At 60.8% G+C, this 15,858-nt stretch carries 16 protein-coding genes and 1 pseudogene; 7 read left to right on the top strand and 10 right to left on the bottom strand.

The window, feature by feature from the left end; translation table 11 throughout:
• The first annotated feature begins 2 nt into the window (after positions 1-2).
• The 5 genes from HU765_RS10540 to HU765_RS10560 are packed head-to-tail and all read left to right on the top strand — an operon-like array spanning position 3 to position 4,616.
• The gene (locus tag HU765_RS10540; RefSeq protein ID WP_186620273.1) at positions 3-1,991 is read left to right on the top strand and encodes a heme lyase CcmF/NrfE family subunit; all 1,989 of its coding nucleotides are present in this window, start codon (positions 3-5) and stop codon (positions 1,989-1,991) included.
• On the top strand, positions 1,988-2,524 hold the full coding sequence (locus HU765_RS10545; RefSeq protein ID WP_186620275.1) for a DsbE family thiol:disulfide interchange protein: 537 nt from the start codon (positions 1,988-1,990) through the stop codon (positions 2,522-2,524). Before HU765_RS10540 ends, HU765_RS10545 begins: the two co-directional genes overlap by 4 nt.
• A complete protein-coding gene (locus HU765_RS10550; RefSeq protein WP_186620277.1) occupies positions 2,521-2,991 on the top strand; it encodes a cytochrome c-type biogenesis protein in 471 nt (156 codons plus the stop codon). Before HU765_RS10545 ends, HU765_RS10550 begins: the two co-directional genes overlap by 4 nt.
• Positions 2,988-4,187 (top strand): c-type cytochrome biogenesis protein CcmI, encoded by a 1,200-nt coding sequence (gene ccmI, locus HU765_RS10555; protein ID WP_186620284.1) that lies wholly within the window; start codon positions 2,988-2,990, stop codon positions 4,185-4,187. Before HU765_RS10550 ends, ccmI begins: the two co-directional genes overlap by 4 nt.
• A 24-nt stretch (positions 4,188-4,211) precedes the next feature.
• The gene (locus tag HU765_RS10560) at positions 4,212-4,616 is read left to right on the top strand and encodes a hypothetical protein (protein WP_186552061.1); all 405 of its coding nucleotides are present in this window, start codon (positions 4,212-4,214) and stop codon (positions 4,614-4,616) included.
• Positions 4,617-4,662: 46 nt separating this feature from the next.
• Here HU765_RS10560 and HU765_RS10565 read toward each other — a convergent pair whose 3' ends face one another.
• Entirely contained in the window at positions 4,663-5,238 is a 576-nt protein-coding gene (locus tag HU765_RS10565; RefSeq protein WP_186620286.1) for a PIN domain-containing protein, read from the bottom strand.
• A complete protein-coding gene (locus HU765_RS10570) occupies positions 5,235-5,702 on the bottom strand; it encodes a helix-turn-helix domain-containing protein (protein ID WP_186552062.1) in 468 nt (155 codons plus the stop codon). Before HU765_RS10570 ends, HU765_RS10565 begins: the two co-directional genes overlap by 4 nt.
• Positions 5,703-5,894: 192 nt before the next feature.
• Between HU765_RS10570 and HU765_RS10575 the strand changes: the two are divergent.
• Positions 5,895-6,087: pseudogene (locus tag HU765_RS10575) on the top strand (type II toxin-antitoxin system HicA family toxin).
• Positions 6,087-6,491: a type II toxin-antitoxin system HicB family antitoxin gene (locus tag HU765_RS10580; RefSeq protein ID WP_186620288.1), complete on the top strand. Its 405-nt coding sequence runs from the start codon at positions 6,087-6,089 to the stop codon at positions 6,489-6,491. Before HU765_RS10575 ends, HU765_RS10580 begins: the two are co-directional and overlap by 1 nt.
• Before the next feature lie 162 nt (positions 6,492-6,653).
• Here the strand turns inward: HU765_RS10580 and HU765_RS10585 are convergent, their stop codons facing one another.
• The 8 genes from HU765_RS10585 to hyi all read right to left on the bottom strand — a co-directional run bounded on the left by HU765_RS10585 (position 6,654) and on the right by hyi (position 15,782).
• A complete protein-coding gene (locus HU765_RS10585) occupies positions 6,654-7,841 on the bottom strand; it encodes an MFS transporter (protein ID WP_186620290.1) in 1,188 nt (395 codons plus the stop codon).
• Positions 7,842-8,033: 192 nt separating this feature from the next.
• A complete protein-coding gene (locus HU765_RS10590; protein ID WP_186620292.1) occupies positions 8,034-9,032 on the bottom strand; it encodes a sulfate ABC transporter substrate-binding protein in 999 nt (332 codons plus the stop codon).
• 101 nt (positions 9,033-9,133) lie between these two features.
• Entirely contained in the window at positions 9,134-9,958 is an 825-nt protein-coding gene (locus HU765_RS10595) for an ion transporter (protein ID WP_186620294.1), read from the bottom strand.
• Positions 9,959-9,979: 21 nt separating this feature from the next.
• Positions 9,980-10,894: an urea transporter gene (locus HU765_RS10600; RefSeq protein ID WP_186620296.1), complete on the bottom strand. Its 915-nt coding sequence runs from the start codon at positions 10,892-10,894 to the stop codon at positions 9,980-9,982.
• A 216-nt stretch (positions 10,895-11,110) separates the two neighbouring features.
• Positions 11,111-12,526, bottom strand: a complete 1,416-nt coding sequence (gene pyk, locus HU765_RS10605) for a pyruvate kinase (RefSeq protein ID WP_186620298.1) — start codon at positions 12,524-12,526, stop codon at positions 11,111-11,113.
• Positions 12,523-13,797, bottom strand: a complete 1,275-nt coding sequence (locus HU765_RS10610; RefSeq protein WP_186620300.1) for a glycerate kinase — start codon at positions 13,795-13,797, stop codon at positions 12,523-12,525. Before HU765_RS10610 ends, pyk begins: the two co-directional genes overlap by 4 nt.
• A gap of 148 nt (positions 13,798-13,945) precedes the next feature.
• A complete protein-coding gene (locus tag HU765_RS10615; protein WP_016771028.1) occupies positions 13,946-14,839 on the bottom strand; it encodes a 2-hydroxy-3-oxopropionate reductase in 894 nt (297 codons plus the stop codon).
• A 160-nt stretch (positions 14,840-14,999) separates the two neighbouring features.
• Positions 15,000-15,782, bottom strand: a complete 783-nt coding sequence (gene hyi, locus HU765_RS10620; protein ID WP_186620306.1) for a hydroxypyruvate isomerase — start codon at positions 15,780-15,782, stop codon at positions 15,000-15,002.
• Positions 15,783-15,858: the final 76 nt, after the last annotated feature.

Here is a 15,858-nt window from a genome sequence, read left to right on the forward strand (position 1 = left end):
AAATGACGTCCGGGATCTTTATTCCTGAACTGGGCCACCTGGCAATGATCCTGGCCCTGTGTTTCGCGCTGGTGCAAGCGGTGGTGCCGATGCTCGGCGCCTGGCGCGGCGACCGTTTGTGGATGAGCCTGGCGCAACCGGCGGCGTGGGGCCAGTTCGCCTTTCTGCTGTTTGCCTTTGGCTGCCTGACTTACGCGTTCATGGTCGATGATTTCTCCGTGGCGTATGTGGCGATGAACTCCAACAGCGCGCTGCCGTGGTACTACAAATTCAGCGCGGTATGGGGCGCTCATGAAGGCTCGCTGCTGCTGTGGGCGCTGATCCTCGGCGGCTGGACTTTCGCCGTGTCGGTGTTCTCACGACAGTTGCCGCAAGTCATGCTCGCCCGCGTATTGGCGGTGATGGGCATGATCAGCACCGGTTTCCTGCTGTTCCTGATTCTCACCTCGAACCCGTTCTCGCGCATCCTGCCGCAGATTCCGGCCGACGGCCGCGACCTCAACCCTCTGCTGCAAGACATCGGCCTGATCGTGCATCCGCCAATGCTCTACATGGGTTACGTCGGCTTCTCCGTGGCCTTCGCTTTTGCCATCGCCGCGCTGCTCGGTGGTCGCCTCGATGCGGCGTGGGCGCGCTGGTCGCGGCCCTGGACCATCGTCGCCTGGGCCTTCCTCGGCATCGGCATCACCCTCGGTTCGTGGTGGGCGTATTACGAACTCGGCTGGGGCGGCTGGTGGTTCTGGGACCCGGTGGAAAACGCCTCGTTCATGCCATGGCTGGTCGGCACCGCGCTGATTCACTCGCTGGCCGTCACCGAAAAACGTGGCGTGTTCAAGAGCTGGACGGTTTTGTTGGCGATCGCCGCATTCTCCCTGAGCCTGCTCGGCACCTTCCTCGTGCGCTCGGGGGTGCTGACGTCGGTGCACGCGTTTGCCTCGGACCCTGAGCGCGGCGTGTTCATTCTGATTTTCCTGCTGTTCGTCGTCGGTGGCTCGCTGACCCTGTTTGCCCTGCGCGCGCCGGTGGTGAAGAGTCAGGTCGGCTTCAACCTGTGGTCGCGTGAGACTCTATTGCTGGGCAACAACCTGGTACTGGTCGTGGCTGCGTCGATGATCCTGCTCGGCACCTTGTACCCGCTGATTCTCGATGCCATCAGTGGCGCCAAGCTGTCGGTCGGCCCGCCGTATTTCAACGCGCTGTTCATTCCGTTGATGGCCCTGTTGATGCTGGTGATGGCGGTCGGTGTGATCGTGCGCTGGAAAGACACCCCGGTGAAATGGCTGGCAAGCATGCTCACCCCGGTGTTGCTCGGCAGCGTCGCGCTGGCGGTGGTCGCAGGCGTGGCGTACGGCGATTTCAATTGGGCGGTGATCGCGACTTTCCTGCTCGCCGCGTGGGTGTTGCTTGCCGGTATGCGCGACCTGTTCGACAAAACGCGGCACAAAGGCTTGATCAAAGGCCTGCCGACGCTGACCCGCAGCTATTGGGGCATGCAGATTGCCCACCTGGGCATCGCCGTGTGCGCGCTCGGGGTGGTGTTGTCGAGCCAGAACAGTGCCGAGCGCGATCTGCGTCTGGCGCCGGGGGAATCGATGGATCTGGGCGGTTATCAGTTCGTCTTCGAAGGCGCCAAGCATTTCGAAGGGCCAAACTTCACCTCGGACAAAGGCACCGTTCGGGTGATTCGCGACGGCAAGGAAATCAGCGTGCTGCACCCGGAAAAACGGTTGTACACCGTGCAGAACTCAGTGATGACCGAAGCCGGGATCGACGCTGGTTTCACCCGCGACCTCTACGTTGCCCTTGGCGAACCGCTGGGCAACGGCGCCTGGGCGGTGCGCGTACACGTCAAACCATTTGTGCGCTGGATCTGGTTTGGTGGCTTGCTCACCGGGTTCGGTGGCTTGCTCGCGGCGCTGGATCGGCGTTATCGGGTCAAGGTTAAAAGCAAAGTGCGTGAAGCATTGGGCATGACGGGAGCGGCGGCATGAGACGTTGGTTGATGTTGCTGCCGCTGGCGATTTTCCTGTTGGTGGCGGTGTTTCTTTATCGTGGCTTGTACCTGGATCCGGCAGAGCTGCCGTCGGCGATGATCAACAAGCCGTTCCCGGAGTTTTCCCTGCCGAGCGTGCAAGGTGACAAGACGCTGACCAAGGCTGACATTCTCGGCAAACCGGCGCTGGTCAATGTCTGGGGCACCTGGTGCATTTCCTGCCGGGTCGAGCATCCGGTGCTGAACAAACTCGCCGAGCGCGGCGTGGTGATCTACGGCATCAATTACAAGGACACCAACGCCGACGCCTTGAAGTGGCTGGCCGAGTTCCACAATCCCTATGCGCTGGATATCCGCGACGACGAAGGCTCGCTGGGCCTCAATCTCGGTGTCTACGGCGCGCCGGAAACCTTCTTCATCGATGCCAAAGGCATCATCCGCGACAAGTTCGTCGGGGTGATCGATGAGCAGGTCTGGCGCGAGAAACTCGCGGCCAAGTATCAGGCGCTGGTTGATGAGGCTCAGCCATGAAGCGCTTTCTCGCAGCATTGGTGTTGGGCTTGAGCCTGACCGGTGTCGCCCACGCGGCCATCGATACCTACGAGTTTGCCAAAGAAGGCGACCGCGAGCGTTTTCGCGAACTGACCAAGGAACTGCGCTGCCCCAAGTGCCAGAACCAGGACATCGCCGACTCCAACGCACCGATTGCAGCTGACCTGCGCAAAGAGATTTTCCGCATGCTCGGCGAGGGCAAGGACAACCAGCAGATTATCGACTTCATGGTTGATCGCTACGGTGATTTCGTCCGCTACAATCCGGCGCTCAACGCCAAGACCGCGCTGCTGTGGTTCGGCCCGGCCGGTTTGCTGCTCGGTGGTTTCGTGGTGATCGCGCTAATTGTCCGTCGACGTCGCGGGCAACGTGCCGAAACACCGTCATCGCTGTCCGCCGAAGAACGTCAGCGCCTCGACCAACTGTTGGATAAAAACCAAGAATGATTGATTTCTGGCTTGCCGCAGGGCTGTTGCTTCTGGTCGCCCTGAGTTTTTTGCTGATCCCGGTGCTGCGTGAACGTCGCGCTCAGCGTGAAGAGGATCGCACCGCGCTGAACGTCGCGCTGTATCAAGAACGTGTCGCCGAGTTGCAAGCGCAGCAGGCCGAGGGCGTGCTGGATGCCGCGCAACTGGACAGCGGCCGCGCGGAAGCGGCGCGAGAGTTGCTCGCCGATACCGAAGGCGTTGCCGCGCCGCGTGTCTCGCGCCTGGGCAAGCCATTGCCGCTGCTGGCCGCCGTGCTGGTGCCGGTGTTGGGCTTTGGTCTTTACCTGCATTTCGGTGCCGCCGACAAGGTCGAACTGACCCGCGAATTCGCCCAGGCGCCGCAGTCGATGGAAGAGATGACCCAGCGTCTGGAGCGTGCCGTTGCCGCGCAGCCGGATTCGGCTGAAGGCCTGTATTTCCTCGGTCGCACCTACATGGCTCAGGAGCGCCCGGCAGAGGCGGCGAAGTTGTTCGAGCGCGCCGCCAACCTCTCTGGCCGCCAGCCCGAACTGCTCGGCCAATGGGCGCAGGCGCAGTATTTTGCTGACGGCAAAAAATGGTCGGAGAAGATTCAGGCGCTGACCGACGAAGCCTTGAAGGCCGATCCGAAAGAAGTCACCAGCCTTGGCCTGCTCGGTATCGCCGCATTCGAGGGCCAGCGCTATCAGGAGGCCATCGACTATTGGAATCGCCTGCTCGCGCAACTGCCAGCGGATGACAATTCCCGTGCGGCGCTGCAAGGTGGCATCCAGCGCGCCGCCGAACGCCTGCAAGCCAGCGGCGGCAAGGTGGCCCAGGCGCCAGCGCCGAAAACCGCGTTGCTGAAAGTAAGCGTCGATCTCGCCAGTGAACTCAAGGGCAAGGTGAAACCGGGCGACAGCGTGTTCATCTTCGCCCGCGCCACCTCCGGTCCACCGGCACCGTTGGCGGCCAAGCGCCTGACCGTCGCCGATCTGCCGGTGACCGTTGAACTGGGTGATGCCGACGCAATGATGCCGCAGTTGAAACTGTCCAACTTTCCGGAAGTCCAACTCGTTGCGCGCATCTCCCGGGCCGGTCAACCGACCGCCGGTGAATGGGTTGGTCGCAGCGGCCCTCTGGCCAGCAGTACCACCGCGCTACAAACACTCACGATCGACAGCCCGGACCAATAACCGGAACCACAGGAAAGCACCGCCATGCACACCATCGCCCGTATCACAGTCCTCACACTGGCCCTGGGCTTGAGTGCATGTGCGGTACAACGACCGGAACCGACAACCAGCCTGCCGCCGATCCCGCCGTCCCAGCCAGGCCCGACCCCCTCGACCTCGCCGACACCGGGCAAAAGCATCCCGGCCAAACCCGCCAAGCCAGTCCCGCGCACCTCGGCCAGCTTCGCTCCGCCTCCAGGCGGCAACAGCCACTGGGACCAGAAGCTCGGCGTCTACGTCCTCGACGACCAGACCAACACCTTCTACCGCCAGCGCACCTACTACCGCTGGAACAACGGCTGGAGCCGCGCGGTCAGCCCCAACGGCCCGTGGGAAGACACCAACATCCACGGCGTACCGCCGGGGTTGGGGAAGAAGTTCGGGCAGTAAGAGAAACGGCGATCCTGGGATCGCCGTTCTTTTGTGCGTCTGATTTTCAGAGAATCGCACGATAAATGCTTAACGCCTTTACCGATTCGACCAAGCCTTGCCGTTGTAGAAGGCCAAGATATTTGTCCACTTCCACCGTGGGCGTTTTCAGTTGTCGGCGCTGGCTTTGAGCAGCAGCGACGACGGCAGCGGAATCAAGATGGAAAAGGTTTTCCACAAACTCATCCGGATGTTGAGCTTCGATGCCGTATGGCGCGAGGTATCGGGCTGGAAAATCTTTCAGGTTGAAGGTCACGATTACATCGGCGCCACATCGGATAGCAGCTGCCAGAACATGGCGGTCGTTCTCATCAGGCAGTGTCAGTCCGAACACCAAGTCTTCGTAGCCATCAATACAAGCGTCTGGAATGGCGAGGTCCATCAATTGCGATGTGCGGTCGAGTTGTTCGACGGTCAGGTCTGACCGGTTCTTCAACAAATTGCGCTTCCATTCGTGATGTATCTCCGGTGTCCAGCGAGCCCGATATAGCCCTGATAACGCGAGCCACATCAGGAAGTCTCTCAAGGGGGCCGGATATAAGACGCATGCATCGTATACAGCAGTGAAAGAGGAATGCCTCACTCGTATCCTGTCCTTAGCGCCTGTGCCTGCTCCGCGAGAAGCGTCATTGCCTGCTCGCTGGCGGTGTCTCGCCGGGTTTTATATTCCATCAGATCAGCAAAACGCACACGTCGGTGCTTGCCTGTTTTGTGGTAGGAAATCTCACCGCTCTCCAGCAGTTTGATCATGTGCGGACGTGAGACGTTGAGCAGGTCGGCCGCTTCTTGAGTGGTCAGCTCGGCGTGGATCGGCACCACCTTTACGGCGTTGCCCTCCGCCAGCGCGGCGAGGATATCGCTCAGTAAGCGCAATGCGGACGTAGGCAGCTCGACGCTGTGGGCTTCGTTCTGTTCATCAAAGATCTGGATGCGCTGAGTTTCAAAACCCGTTGCGAGGAAAGCGGTCAAGGTGCGCTGGCCTTCAATCGCAGCTTTGACTTCTCGTTCAACTGGCAGATTGATAGCGGAGGGAATAGCGGTGGACATAAGACTGTTCCAGCATTCTATGGGCGATGCGCGAAACGTTATTCGAATTAAACGAAAATCGCAATAAACGAAAATTGTCTCAGGAATATCTCGCAAAACAACGAGCCATCGCGCCATACCATTCTGTGCTTGAGTAAAGATAACTCTAGGGTTGCTTTTAGTAGACCAAGCCAAGGAGGCGGTTGGCTATTGATGAAGGAGCTGGAGGAGGCGGGCTGGACGCTGGATCGGGTTGCGGGCAGTCATCACATCTTCACTCATCGCTACAACCCGAACACGATTGCTGTCCCGCATCCCGAAGAAGGAACCGCTGGGGACAGTCAAAAGCATCCGGCGGCGTGCAGGGTTGTTCAGCCCTCCAACCCGTCATGAAGGAGATCCGTAATGCAATATCCCATCTGTATCGAATGGGGTGACGAGAACACTGCCATCGGTATTCAGATCCCCGATATTCCCGGCGCAGTCACGGCCGGGGACAGTTTTGAAGAAGCGTACAACGCTGCCGTGGAAGTCGCGCACCTCATGCTGCAAGAAATCGCGGCGGCCGGGCGGGCGATTCCGATGCCGACCTCGGCAGCGGCGCATCGCAACCATCCGGATTTTGCCGGGATGGGCTGGGGCATGCTGGAGCTGGATATCTCGCCGTACCTGGGCAAGACCGAGAAGGTCAACGTTACGCTGCCCGGCTATGTGATTCAGCGCATCGACCGCTATGTTCGTGAGCATAACGTCAAAAGCCGCTCTTCGTTTCTGGCGGATGCGGCGATGGAGAAACTGATTCGTTATTGAGCGCATGGCCAATGTGGGAGCGAGCCTGCTCGCGAAAGAGGTGTGCCAGTCAGCGAAAATATGGCCTGAACTGACGCCTTCGCGAGCAGGCTCGCTCCCACAATGACATCACCTCAGGAAGCGACCTGTGGGAGCGAGCTTGCTCGCGAAGCTTTTGACGCCTCATGCCGTCGCGAATGAAGCCCGTCGCGATGCACTCAAAAACCGCAACAACGCCAACAGCGGAAACACGCTGCCCACAATCACGATCCACAACCAGCCGCCATGTTCGTACACAGCGCTGGCCACCGACGAGCCGAACGCGCCGCCGATGAAGATGCTGGTCATGTACAGCGCGTTGAGGCGACCACGGCTTTTCGCGTCCAGCGAGTACACCGCGCGTTGGCCGAGGACCATGTTCATCTGCACGCAAAAATCCAGGACCACGCCGGTCACGGCCAGGCCAATGACGCTGTAGGCCGGGTGAATGAAGGCGGGCAGGAAGCTCAGGCTGGCGAACAGCATGGCCATCAGCGAAGCAATGCGCGTGTGGCCGGCGTCGGCGAGACGGCCGCTGATGGGCGCGGCGATGGCACCGATGGCGCCGACCAGGGCGAAGATCGCAATTTCGCTTTGCGACAGGCCATGGTTGCGTGCCAGTTCCAGCGGCACGGCGGTCCAGAACAGGCTGAACGTGGCAAACATGCAGCCCTGATAAAACGCCCGCTGACGCAGCACCGGTTGCTGGCGCAGCAGCGTCCACAGCGAGCCGATCAATTGCCCGTAGGTTGCGCTGTGATCGGGCTGGCGCTTGGGCACGGTCAACGCCAAGACCACGCTGATCGCCGCCATCAACGCGGCGGCGATCACGAACATGGCCCGCCAGCCAAGGTGATCGGCGACCACGCTCGACACCGGTCGCGCCAACAGAATGCCCAGCAGCAAACCGCCCATGATCCCGCCGACCACGCGACCGCGAGATTCTTCCGGCGCCAGATGCGCCGCCAGCGGAATCAGGATTTGCACCGACACCGAACTGAAGCCGACCAGCAATGAGATCAGCAGGAACACATTGGGCTGCTCGGTAAACGCGGCGCCCAGCAGACTGGCAATCGCAACCACCGTAGTGATGATCATCAGGCGTCGGTTTTCCAGCAGATCGCCCAGCGGCACCAGAAAAAACAGGCCCAGCGCATAACCGATCTGGGTCAACGAGACGATGAAACTGGCCATCGTGTCGGACAGGCCGATGTCTGGCGCAATCAGGCCGATGATCGGTTGCGCGTAGTAGATGTTGGCAACGATGGCGCCGCAGCAGAAAGCGAACAGCAGGACCATGCCTCGGGTCATTGCGTGAGGGGTGGCGGTCATAGGATTACTCAGGTCGGGCACAGGGAAAGCGGTGAGGCTAATGGACAGCGCGGGTCGGCAGAAGGCGCTTTCGGATAATAACTCTTATTACTCGTGGTAATGATTGGTTACTTAATTTTGAATGAGTGAGGGTGATGCAGACGCATGAAAAAGGCGACCTCAGTGGGTCGCCTTGTTTTGATCGATCAAGCCTTACTGTCCGGTATAAATCTGGTCAAACACGCCGCCATCGTTAAAGTGGGTTTTTTGCACCGTGCGCCAGTCACCAAAGGTCTTCTCCACCGAGAGGAAATCGACTTTCGGGAAACGGTCGGTGTATTTCGCCAGCACCGCGGGATCACGCGGGCGCAGGTAATTGGCTGCAGCAATTTCCTGACCTTGTGGCGACCACAGGTACTTCAGGTATTCGTCAGCCGCGGCGCGCGAGCCTTTCTTGTCGACAACTTTATCGACCACGGACACCGGTGGCTCGGCCTCGGCGGAAACGCTCGGATAAACCACTTCAAACTGATCGCGACCAAATTCGCGGGCGATCATTTCCGCTTCGTTCTCGAAGGTCACCAGCACGTCGCCGATCTGGTTGGTCATGAACGTGGTGGTGGCGGCGCGGCCACCGGTGTCCAGCACAGGCGCTTGCTTGAACAGTTTGCCGACGAAGTCCTTGGCCTTGTTCTCGTCGCCACCGTTTTTCAGCACGTAACCCCAGGCCGACAGGTAGGTGTAACGGCCATTACCGGAGGTTTTCGGGTTGGGCACGATCACCTGCACGCCGTCCTTGAGCAGATCGGGCCAATCCTTCAGGGCTTTCGGGTTGCCCTTACGGACAATGAACACCGTGGCCGAGGTGAACGGCGCGCTGTTGTTCGGCAGGCGCGTGACCCAATTGTCCGGCACCAGTTTACCGTTGTCGGCGAGGGCGTTGATGTCGGTGGCCATGTTCATAGTGATGACGTCGGCCGGCAAGCCGTCGATTACCGAGCGCGCCTGCTTGCTCGACCCGCCGAAGGACATCTGTACGGTGATGTTTTCGTTGCGCTCGGCTTGCCAGTGTTTCTGGAACGCAGTGTTGTAGTCCTTGTAGAAATCGCGCATCACGTCGTAGGAAACGTTAAGCAGGGTCGGGGCTGCCTGAGCGATGTTGGCCAAGGCCAGGCCAGCGGCGAGAAGTGAGGCGCCAAAGAGTTTTTTCACTGCGCATTCCTTGTTGATTATCGTCAAACGGGGGTGATGTTTAATTGCCACTGACTATAACGGTGCCGGCATAGTCGCTTAAAGATTAAAAAGCTCTGTGCTTATTCCACTTTTTTGAACAGCTGACTGCCGCAGCGCGAACAGAACGCCGCACTTTGCTCATGGTTCTTTTTCTGACACCCCGGGCAGTCATGTTGCAGCTGCTCGCCACGCATCGCATTGGCCAGTTCTGCGGTAAAAATCCCAGTGGGCACGGCGATGATCGAGTAACCGGTAATCATCACCAGCGACGAGACCACCTGACCCAGGGGCGTCTTCGGCACGATGTCGCCGAAGCCCACCGTGGTCAAGGTCACGATCGCCCAATAGATGCCTTTGGGAATGCTGGTGAAGCCATGTTCCGGGCCTTCGATCACGTACATCAGCGTGCCGAACACCGTCACCAGCGTGCAGACGCTGACCAGAAACACGACGATTTTCTGCTTGCTGCCGCGCAGCGCCGACATCAGATAGTTGGCTTGCTTGAGGTACGGACTGAGCTTGAGTACGCGGAAGATCCGCAGCATGCGGATGATGCGGATGATCAGCAGGTACTGCGCATCGCTGTAATACAACGCGAGGATGCCGGGCACGATCGCCAGCAGGTCCACCAGTCCGTAAAAGCTGAAGGCATAGCGCAGCGGTTTGGGTGAACAATACAGGCGCAGGATGTACTCGCCGAGGAAGATCGCCGTGAAACCCCACTCGATGTAGGCCAGTAGGTCGGCGTAATTGCGGTGGACGCTGTCGATACTGTCGAGCATCACGATCACCAGACTGGCGAGGATGATCAACAGCAGAATGCCGTCGAAGCGACGCCCGGCCGGGGTGTCGCTCTGGAAAATCATGACGAAAAGCCGTTCGCGCCAATTGTTGCTGCTGTCCATGGATAACGCCTGAATCGAAGATCAGCGCAGCCTAGGGTGATTGTCCCCGTGAGCGCAAGGCTCATGCGCCAGCGACGCTTTGCCAAGCATCTGCAGGCCGACGCGGGTCAGCCAGCAGGAGAGGATGAACGGCGCGGTCAGCGTCGCCAGTCCGAGCGCGGCGAACAACGGCGTCACCAACAGTGCCAGGACGATTCCGAGCAGCGGCAGCCACGGATGTTGGCGCTGAGCGCTGAAGGCGAGGGCGGCGAGTATGGCGTTGTAGCTGCCGAGTCCGGCCAGTGCGGCAGAGGTTTCGTGGTGCAGCAGACTCGAACCGAGGCCGATTGCCGACGCGAACAGCGCCCAGCAGAAAGCCCGGCGGTCGGCCATCAGCAAACCGCTGGCGATCAACGCCCCGGCCAACGGATGGTCGAGGAACATCACCTGGCCGAAGCCCCGCAGTTCAGCGGCCAGCACATTGACGGTGTGCAATTCGATGGTGGCCGCCGGCGCGGACGGTTCGGCGAACACCAGCAGCAGCCAACTGATCGCTACGAACGGCGAGGTGTAGGCCGGTATGGCGCGGCTGCGGTACACGTGTTGGAGCCATTGCTGCGTGAGCATCGCGCTCAAGCCGCCGGCCGCCAGAATCAGCGGCGGTAGCAGCGGCGACCACGGGAAGTACAGGCTCAGCAACAGGCCCAGCAGCACGCCGTTATAGCTGAACAATCCGGCCTGGCGATCGGCCTTGGCGTAGTTGCGCCGTTGCGCGGTCAGCAACCCGGCGACGCCACCGAGCAACGCCCCGGCGAACAGCACCGGCACGGTCAGCAGAATCGCCAACAGACACAGCAGGCCGCACAGCGGATGGCGCTGGAAGAAGATTTGACTGAAGCCGTTGAGCAAAGCCTCGGCCCAGTCGGGGCAGTGGGTGTTGAAGTGATTGGCAGGCATGTTGAGAAAATCTGGGCAGTTGGAACGTCAATAGGTCTTGCAAATAACTGTGGCGAGGGGATTTAGCGAAACGTCGCACCGCCCCGATGGGCTGCGAAGCGGCCCCAAAGTCGGTAAATGCGGTTTTTCTGTGAAAACCGTCATGTCCGAAAAGCTATGACTGCTGCACAGTCAATCGGGGATAAATCCCCTCGCCACAGGGTTGTGTAACTATCTTTAGATCAAGGTCTCGATGCGCAGCGAATTGGTCGACCCCGGCTGTCCGAACGGCACGCCGGCGGTGATCAGCAGGGTGTCGCCACGCTCGGCCATGCCCTGCGCCTGGGCGATCTCCAGCGCCGTCGAGCAGACCTCATCAACCTGACGCAGGCGATCGTTGACCACCGAATGAATCCCCCACGCCACGCTCAAGCGCCGCGCGGTTTGCAGGTTCGGCGTCAGGTTGAGAATCGGCGCTTTCGGTCGCTCGCGCGAGGCGCGCAGCGTCGAGGCGCCCGACTCGCTGTAATTGACCAGCACCGCCACTGGCAGCACGTTGCTGATACGGCGGATTGCGCAGCTGATTGCATCGGAAACGGTGGCTTCGGCTTTCGGTCGGCTGACGTCGAGCTGGGTCTGATAATCCGGGCCGTTTTCCACCTGGCGGATGATCTTGCTCATCATTTGCACGGCTTCCAGCGGATACTCGCCGGACGCGGTTTCCGCCGACAGCATCACCGCATCGGCGCCTTCGGCCACGGCGTTGGCGACGTCGGTGACCTCGGCGCGGGTCGGTGCCGGGGAGAAGCGCATCGATTCGAGCATCTGCGTCGCCACCACCACCGGTTTACCGAGTTCGCGGCAGGTGGTGATGATGTTTTTCTGAATCTGCGGCACGCTTTCGGCCGGCACTTCGACGCCAAGGTCGCCGCGCGCCACCATGATCGCGTCGCTCAGTTCAGCGATTTCACGCAGTTGTTCGACCGCCGACGGTTTTTCGATTTTCGCCATCAGAAAGGCCTTGTCGCCGATCAGCGCGCGAGCTTCGATGATGTCCTGCGGGCGCTGCACGAACGACAGCGCGACCCAGTCGACACCCAGCTCCAGACCGAAGCTCAGATCGCGGCGATCCTTGGTGGTCAGCGGGCTGAGGTCGAGCAGCGCTTGCGGCACGTTCACGCCTTTGCGGTCTGACAGTTCGCCGCCGTTGAGCACCGTGGTGTCGATCGCATCGGCGTATTTGGTCACCACGCGCAGGCGCAGTTTGCCGTCGTCGAGCAGCAGATCCATACCGGCTTCCAGCGCTGCGATGATTTCCGCATGCGGCAGGTTCACTCGGCGTTCATCGCCCGGCGTCGCATCGAGATCGAGACGGAACGCCTGACCGCGATGCAGTTGCACCTTGCCGTCGGCGAACTTGCCGACACGCAGTTTCGGCCCTTGCAAGTCCATGAGGATGCCCAGCGGATAATTGAGCTGGCGCTCGACTTCGCGGATCCACTGATAGCGCTTGGCATGGTCGGCGTGATCGCCGTGGCTGAAGTTCAGGCGGAAGATATTCACCCCGGCCTCGACCAGCTCGCGGATGTCGTCGATGCCATCAACCGCAGGCCCGAGGGTGGCGAGGATTTTGACCTTTTTATCAGGCGTCATGATTTGCAGTTCTCAAGGATCAGGATGGCGCGGAAGTCGTTGACGTTGGTGCGGGTCGGCTCGGTGACGATCAGCGCATCGAGCGCCTGGAAGTAGCCGTAACCGTTGTTGTAATCCAGCTCGTCGCTGGCGCTCAAACCGAGGGCGGCGGCGCGGGCGTAGCTGTCCGGGGTCATGATCGCGCCGGCATTGTCTTCCGAGCCATCGATGCCATCGGTGTCGCCGGCCAGCGCATAGACGCCGGCCTGGCCCTTGAGGTTGTCGGTCAGGCTGAGAAGGAATTCAGCGTTGCGTCCGCCACGGCCGTTGCCGCGCACGGTCACTGTGGTTTCACCGCCGGAAAGAATCACGCACGGCGCGGCGAGTGGCTGGCCGTGGTTGATGATCTGTCGGGCGATGCCAGCGTGGACTTTCGCCACTTCGCGGGATTCGCCTTCGAGGTCGCCGAGAATCAAGGTGCTGAAACCGGCCTGACGGCATTTCACCGCCGCGGCATCCAGCGATTGCTGTGGACGGGCGATCAACTGGAAATGGCTGCGCGCCAGACTCGGGTCGCCGGGTTTGACGGTTTCCGATTCCGGGCGTTGCAGCCAGTTGCGCACCGAGGCCGGAATGTCGATGCCGTAGCGCTTGATGATCGCCAGCGCTTCGGCCGACGTGCTTGGGTCGGCCACGGTCGGGCCGGAGGCGATGACGGTGGCGAGGTCGCCCGGTACATCGGAAATCGCGTAGGTGTAAACCGTGGCAGGCCAGCAGGCTTTGCCGAGGCGCCCGCCCTTGATCGCCGAGAGGTGCTTGCGCACGCAGTTCATCTCGCCGATGGTCGCGCCGGATTTCAGCAAGGCTTTGTTGATCGATTGCTTGTCGGCGAGGGTAATGCCTTCGGCCGGCAAGGCGAGCAGGGCAGAGCCGCCGCCGGAGAGCAGGAAGATCACGCGGTCGTCTTCGCTGAGGTTGCTGACCAGTTCCAGCACGCGTTTGGCCACGGCCAGACCGGCGGCGTCCGGCACCGGATGGGCGGCTTCGACCACTTCGATTTTTTCGCACGGGGCGCCGTGACCGTAACGGGTCACCACCAGGCCGGTGACTTCACCTTCCCAGCAACGCTCGACGACCTGGGCCATGGCGGCCGCGGCTTTGCCGGCACCGATGACGATCACCCGGCCGCTGCGGTCGGCGGGCAAATGGGCTTCGAGGACTTGGTTCGGATGGGCCGCGTCGATGGCTGTGGCAAACAGCTCGCGCAGCAGTTGTTGCGGATCGGCCGACATGGCGGGCTCCCGGAATTCTTGTTATTCGAAAGGGCAACTCAGGTCCCTGTAGGAGTGAGCCTGCTCGCGATCCAGGCGGCGCGGTGACTCTGGTTCACCGCGGTGAATTCATCGCGAGCAGGCTCACTCTTACAGGATTGATGAAGGCTTATTTGTTGTCGCGAATCGAGAAGTTGGCCATGTGTTCCAAGCCCTTGATCAGCGCCGAGTGGTCCCAGTTGCTGCCACCGATGGCCGCGCAGGTGCTGAACACTTGCTGGGCGTTGGCGGTGTTCGGCAGGTTGATGTTCAACTCTTTGGCGCCTTGCAGGGCCAGGTTCAGGTCCTTCTGGTGCAGGCTGATGCGGAAGCCTGGATCGAAGGTGCCCTTGATCATGCGCTCGCCGTGCACTTCAAGAATCTTCGAAGAGGCGAAACCGCCCATCAGCGCTTCGCGCACCTTGGCTGGATCGGCGCCGTTTTTCGAGGCGAACAGCAGGGCTTCAGCGACCGCCTGAATGTTCAGTGCGACGATGATCTGGTTGGCGACCTTGGCGGTCTGACCGTCACCGTTGCCACCGACCAGGGTGATGTTCTTGCCCATGGCCTGGAATAGCGGCAGGGCACGTTCGAAGGCATCGGCATCGCCACCGACCATGATGCTCAGGGTCGCGGCCTTGGCGCCGACTTCACCGCCGGACACCGGCGCGTCGAGATACTGCGCACCTTTCTCGTTGATCTTCGCCGCGAAGGCCTTGGTGGCGGTCGGCGAGATCGAGCTCATGTCGATGACCACTTTGCCCTTGCCGATGCCAGCCGCAACACCGTCGGCGCGGAACAGCACATCGTCAACCTGCGGGGTGTCCGGGACCATGACGATGATGAATTCGGCTTCCTGCGCCACTTCGCGCGGGTTGGCCAAGGCGACGGCGCCAGCGGCGACCAGATCGGCCGGGGCAGCGTCGTGGTGCTGCGACAGGAACAGGCTGTGACCGGCTTTCTGCAGGTTCGCCGCCATTGGGTGGCCCATGATGCCGGTGCCGATAAATCCGATTTTAGCCATGAGAAAATCCTCTTGTTTTTGTCGTGCTCAAGCAAATAGGGGAGCTGCTTTTCTGTAGGAGTGAGCCTGCTCGCGATAGCGTTCTGTCAGGCAGCATCGATATTGAATGTGCCGGCCTCATCGCGAGCAGGCTCACTCCTACAGGGGATTTGCGGTGTTCTTAGATTGCGTTGTGCGACTTCAGCCAGCCCAGGCCTGCTTCAGTGGTGGTCAGCGGCTTGTACTCGCAACCCACCCAACCCTGATAACCGATGCGGTCGAGGTGTTCGAACAGGAAGCGGTAGTTGATCTCACCGGTGCCCGGTTCGTTGCGCCCCGGGTTGTCCGCGAGCTGCACATGGTTGATCTCGCCCAGGTGCGATTGCAGGGTGCGGGCCAGATCGCCTTCCATGATTTGCATGTGATAGATGTCGTATTGCAGGAACAGATTGGCGCTGCCGACCTGCTCGCGAATCGACAGGGCCTGCGCGGTGTTGTTCAGGTAGAAGCCGGGGATGTCGCGGGTGTTGATCGCTTCCATCACCAGCTTGATGCCCACTGCTTGCAGCTTGTCGGCGGCGTATTTGAGGTTGGCGACGAAGGTCTTTTCAATCGTGGCATCGTCGACGCCTTGCGGGCGGATACCGGCCAGGCAGTTGACCTGAGTGTTGCCCAGCACTTGCGCGTAGGCAATCGCCAGATCGACCCCGGCGCGGAACTCTTCGACCCGGTCCGGCAGGCAGGCGATACCACGCTCGCCCTTGGCCCAGTCACCGGCCGGCAGGTTGAACAGCACTTGGGTCAGACCGTTGGCGTCGAGTTTGGACTTGATCTCGGCGGAGCTGAAATCGTACGGAAACAGGTATTCCACGCCACTGAAACCGGCCTTGGCGGCGGCGTCGAAACGGGCAAGGAAATCCTGTTCGGTGAACAGCATGGACAGGTTGGCTGCGAAACGCGGCATGGTGGTCTCCCGTAATCTTGTGAGGAACTCCTGAGGGAGCGAGCCGGTGTGGCGAGGGAGCTTGCTCCCGCTGGGC

Source organism: Pseudomonas sp. SWRI81 (genome assembly GCF_014268545.1).
GTDB lineage: Bacteria > Pseudomonadota > Gammaproteobacteria > Pseudomonadales > Pseudomonadaceae > Aquipseudomonas > Aquipseudomonas hamedanensis.

Excerpts from the sequence above, each read along its gene's own strand:
- HU765_RS10545 (WP_186620275.1), top strand. The coding sequence starts at position 1,988 with ATGAGACGTTGGTTGATGTTGCTGCCGCTGGCGATTTTCCTGTTGGTG.
- HU765_RS10585 (WP_186620290.1), bottom strand. The coding sequence starts at position 7,841 with ATGACCGCCACCCCTCACGCAATGACCCGAGGCATGGTCCTGCTGTTC.
- HU765_RS10600 (WP_186620296.1), bottom strand. The coding sequence starts at position 10,894 with ATGCCTGCCAATCACTTCAACACCCACTGCCCCGACTGGGCCGAGGCT.
- ccmI (WP_186620284.1), top strand. The coding sequence starts at position 2,988 with ATGATTGATTTCTGGCTTGCCGCAGGGCTGTTGCTTCTGGTCGCCCTG.
- HU765_RS10570 (WP_186552062.1), bottom strand. The coding sequence starts at position 5,702 with ATGTCCACCGCTATTCCCTCCGCTATCAATCTGCCAGTTGAACGAGAA.
- HU765_RS10615 (WP_016771028.1), bottom strand. The coding sequence starts at position 14,839 with ATGGCTAAAATCGGATTTATCGGCACCGGCATCATGGGCCACCCAATG.
- hyi (WP_186620306.1), bottom strand. The coding sequence starts at position 15,782 with ATGCCGCGTTTCGCAGCCAACCTGTCCATGCTGTTCACCGAACAGGAT.
- HU765_RS10560 (WP_186552061.1), top strand. The coding sequence starts at position 4,212 with ATGCACACCATCGCCCGTATCACAGTCCTCACACTGGCCCTGGGCTTG.
- HU765_RS10610 (WP_186620300.1), bottom strand. The coding sequence starts at position 13,797 with ATGTCGGCCGATCCGCAACAACTGCTGCGCGAGCTGTTTGCCACAGCC.
- HU765_RS10550 (WP_186620277.1), top strand. The coding sequence starts at position 2,521 with ATGAAGCGCTTTCTCGCAGCATTGGTGTTGGGCTTGAGCCTGACCGGT.
- HU765_RS10540 (WP_186620273.1), top strand. The coding sequence starts at position 3 with ATGACGTCCGGGATCTTTATTCCTGAACTGGGCCACCTGGCAATGATC.
- HU765_RS10580 (WP_186620288.1), top strand. The coding sequence starts at position 6,087 with ATGCAATATCCCATCTGTATCGAATGGGGTGACGAGAACACTGCCATC.
- pyk (WP_186620298.1), bottom strand. The coding sequence starts at position 12,526 with ATGACGCCTGATAAAAAGGTCAAAATCCTCGCCACCCTCGGGCCTGCG.
- HU765_RS10595 (WP_186620294.1), bottom strand. The coding sequence starts at position 9,958 with ATGGACAGCAGCAACAATTGGCGCGAACGGCTTTTCGTCATGATTTTC.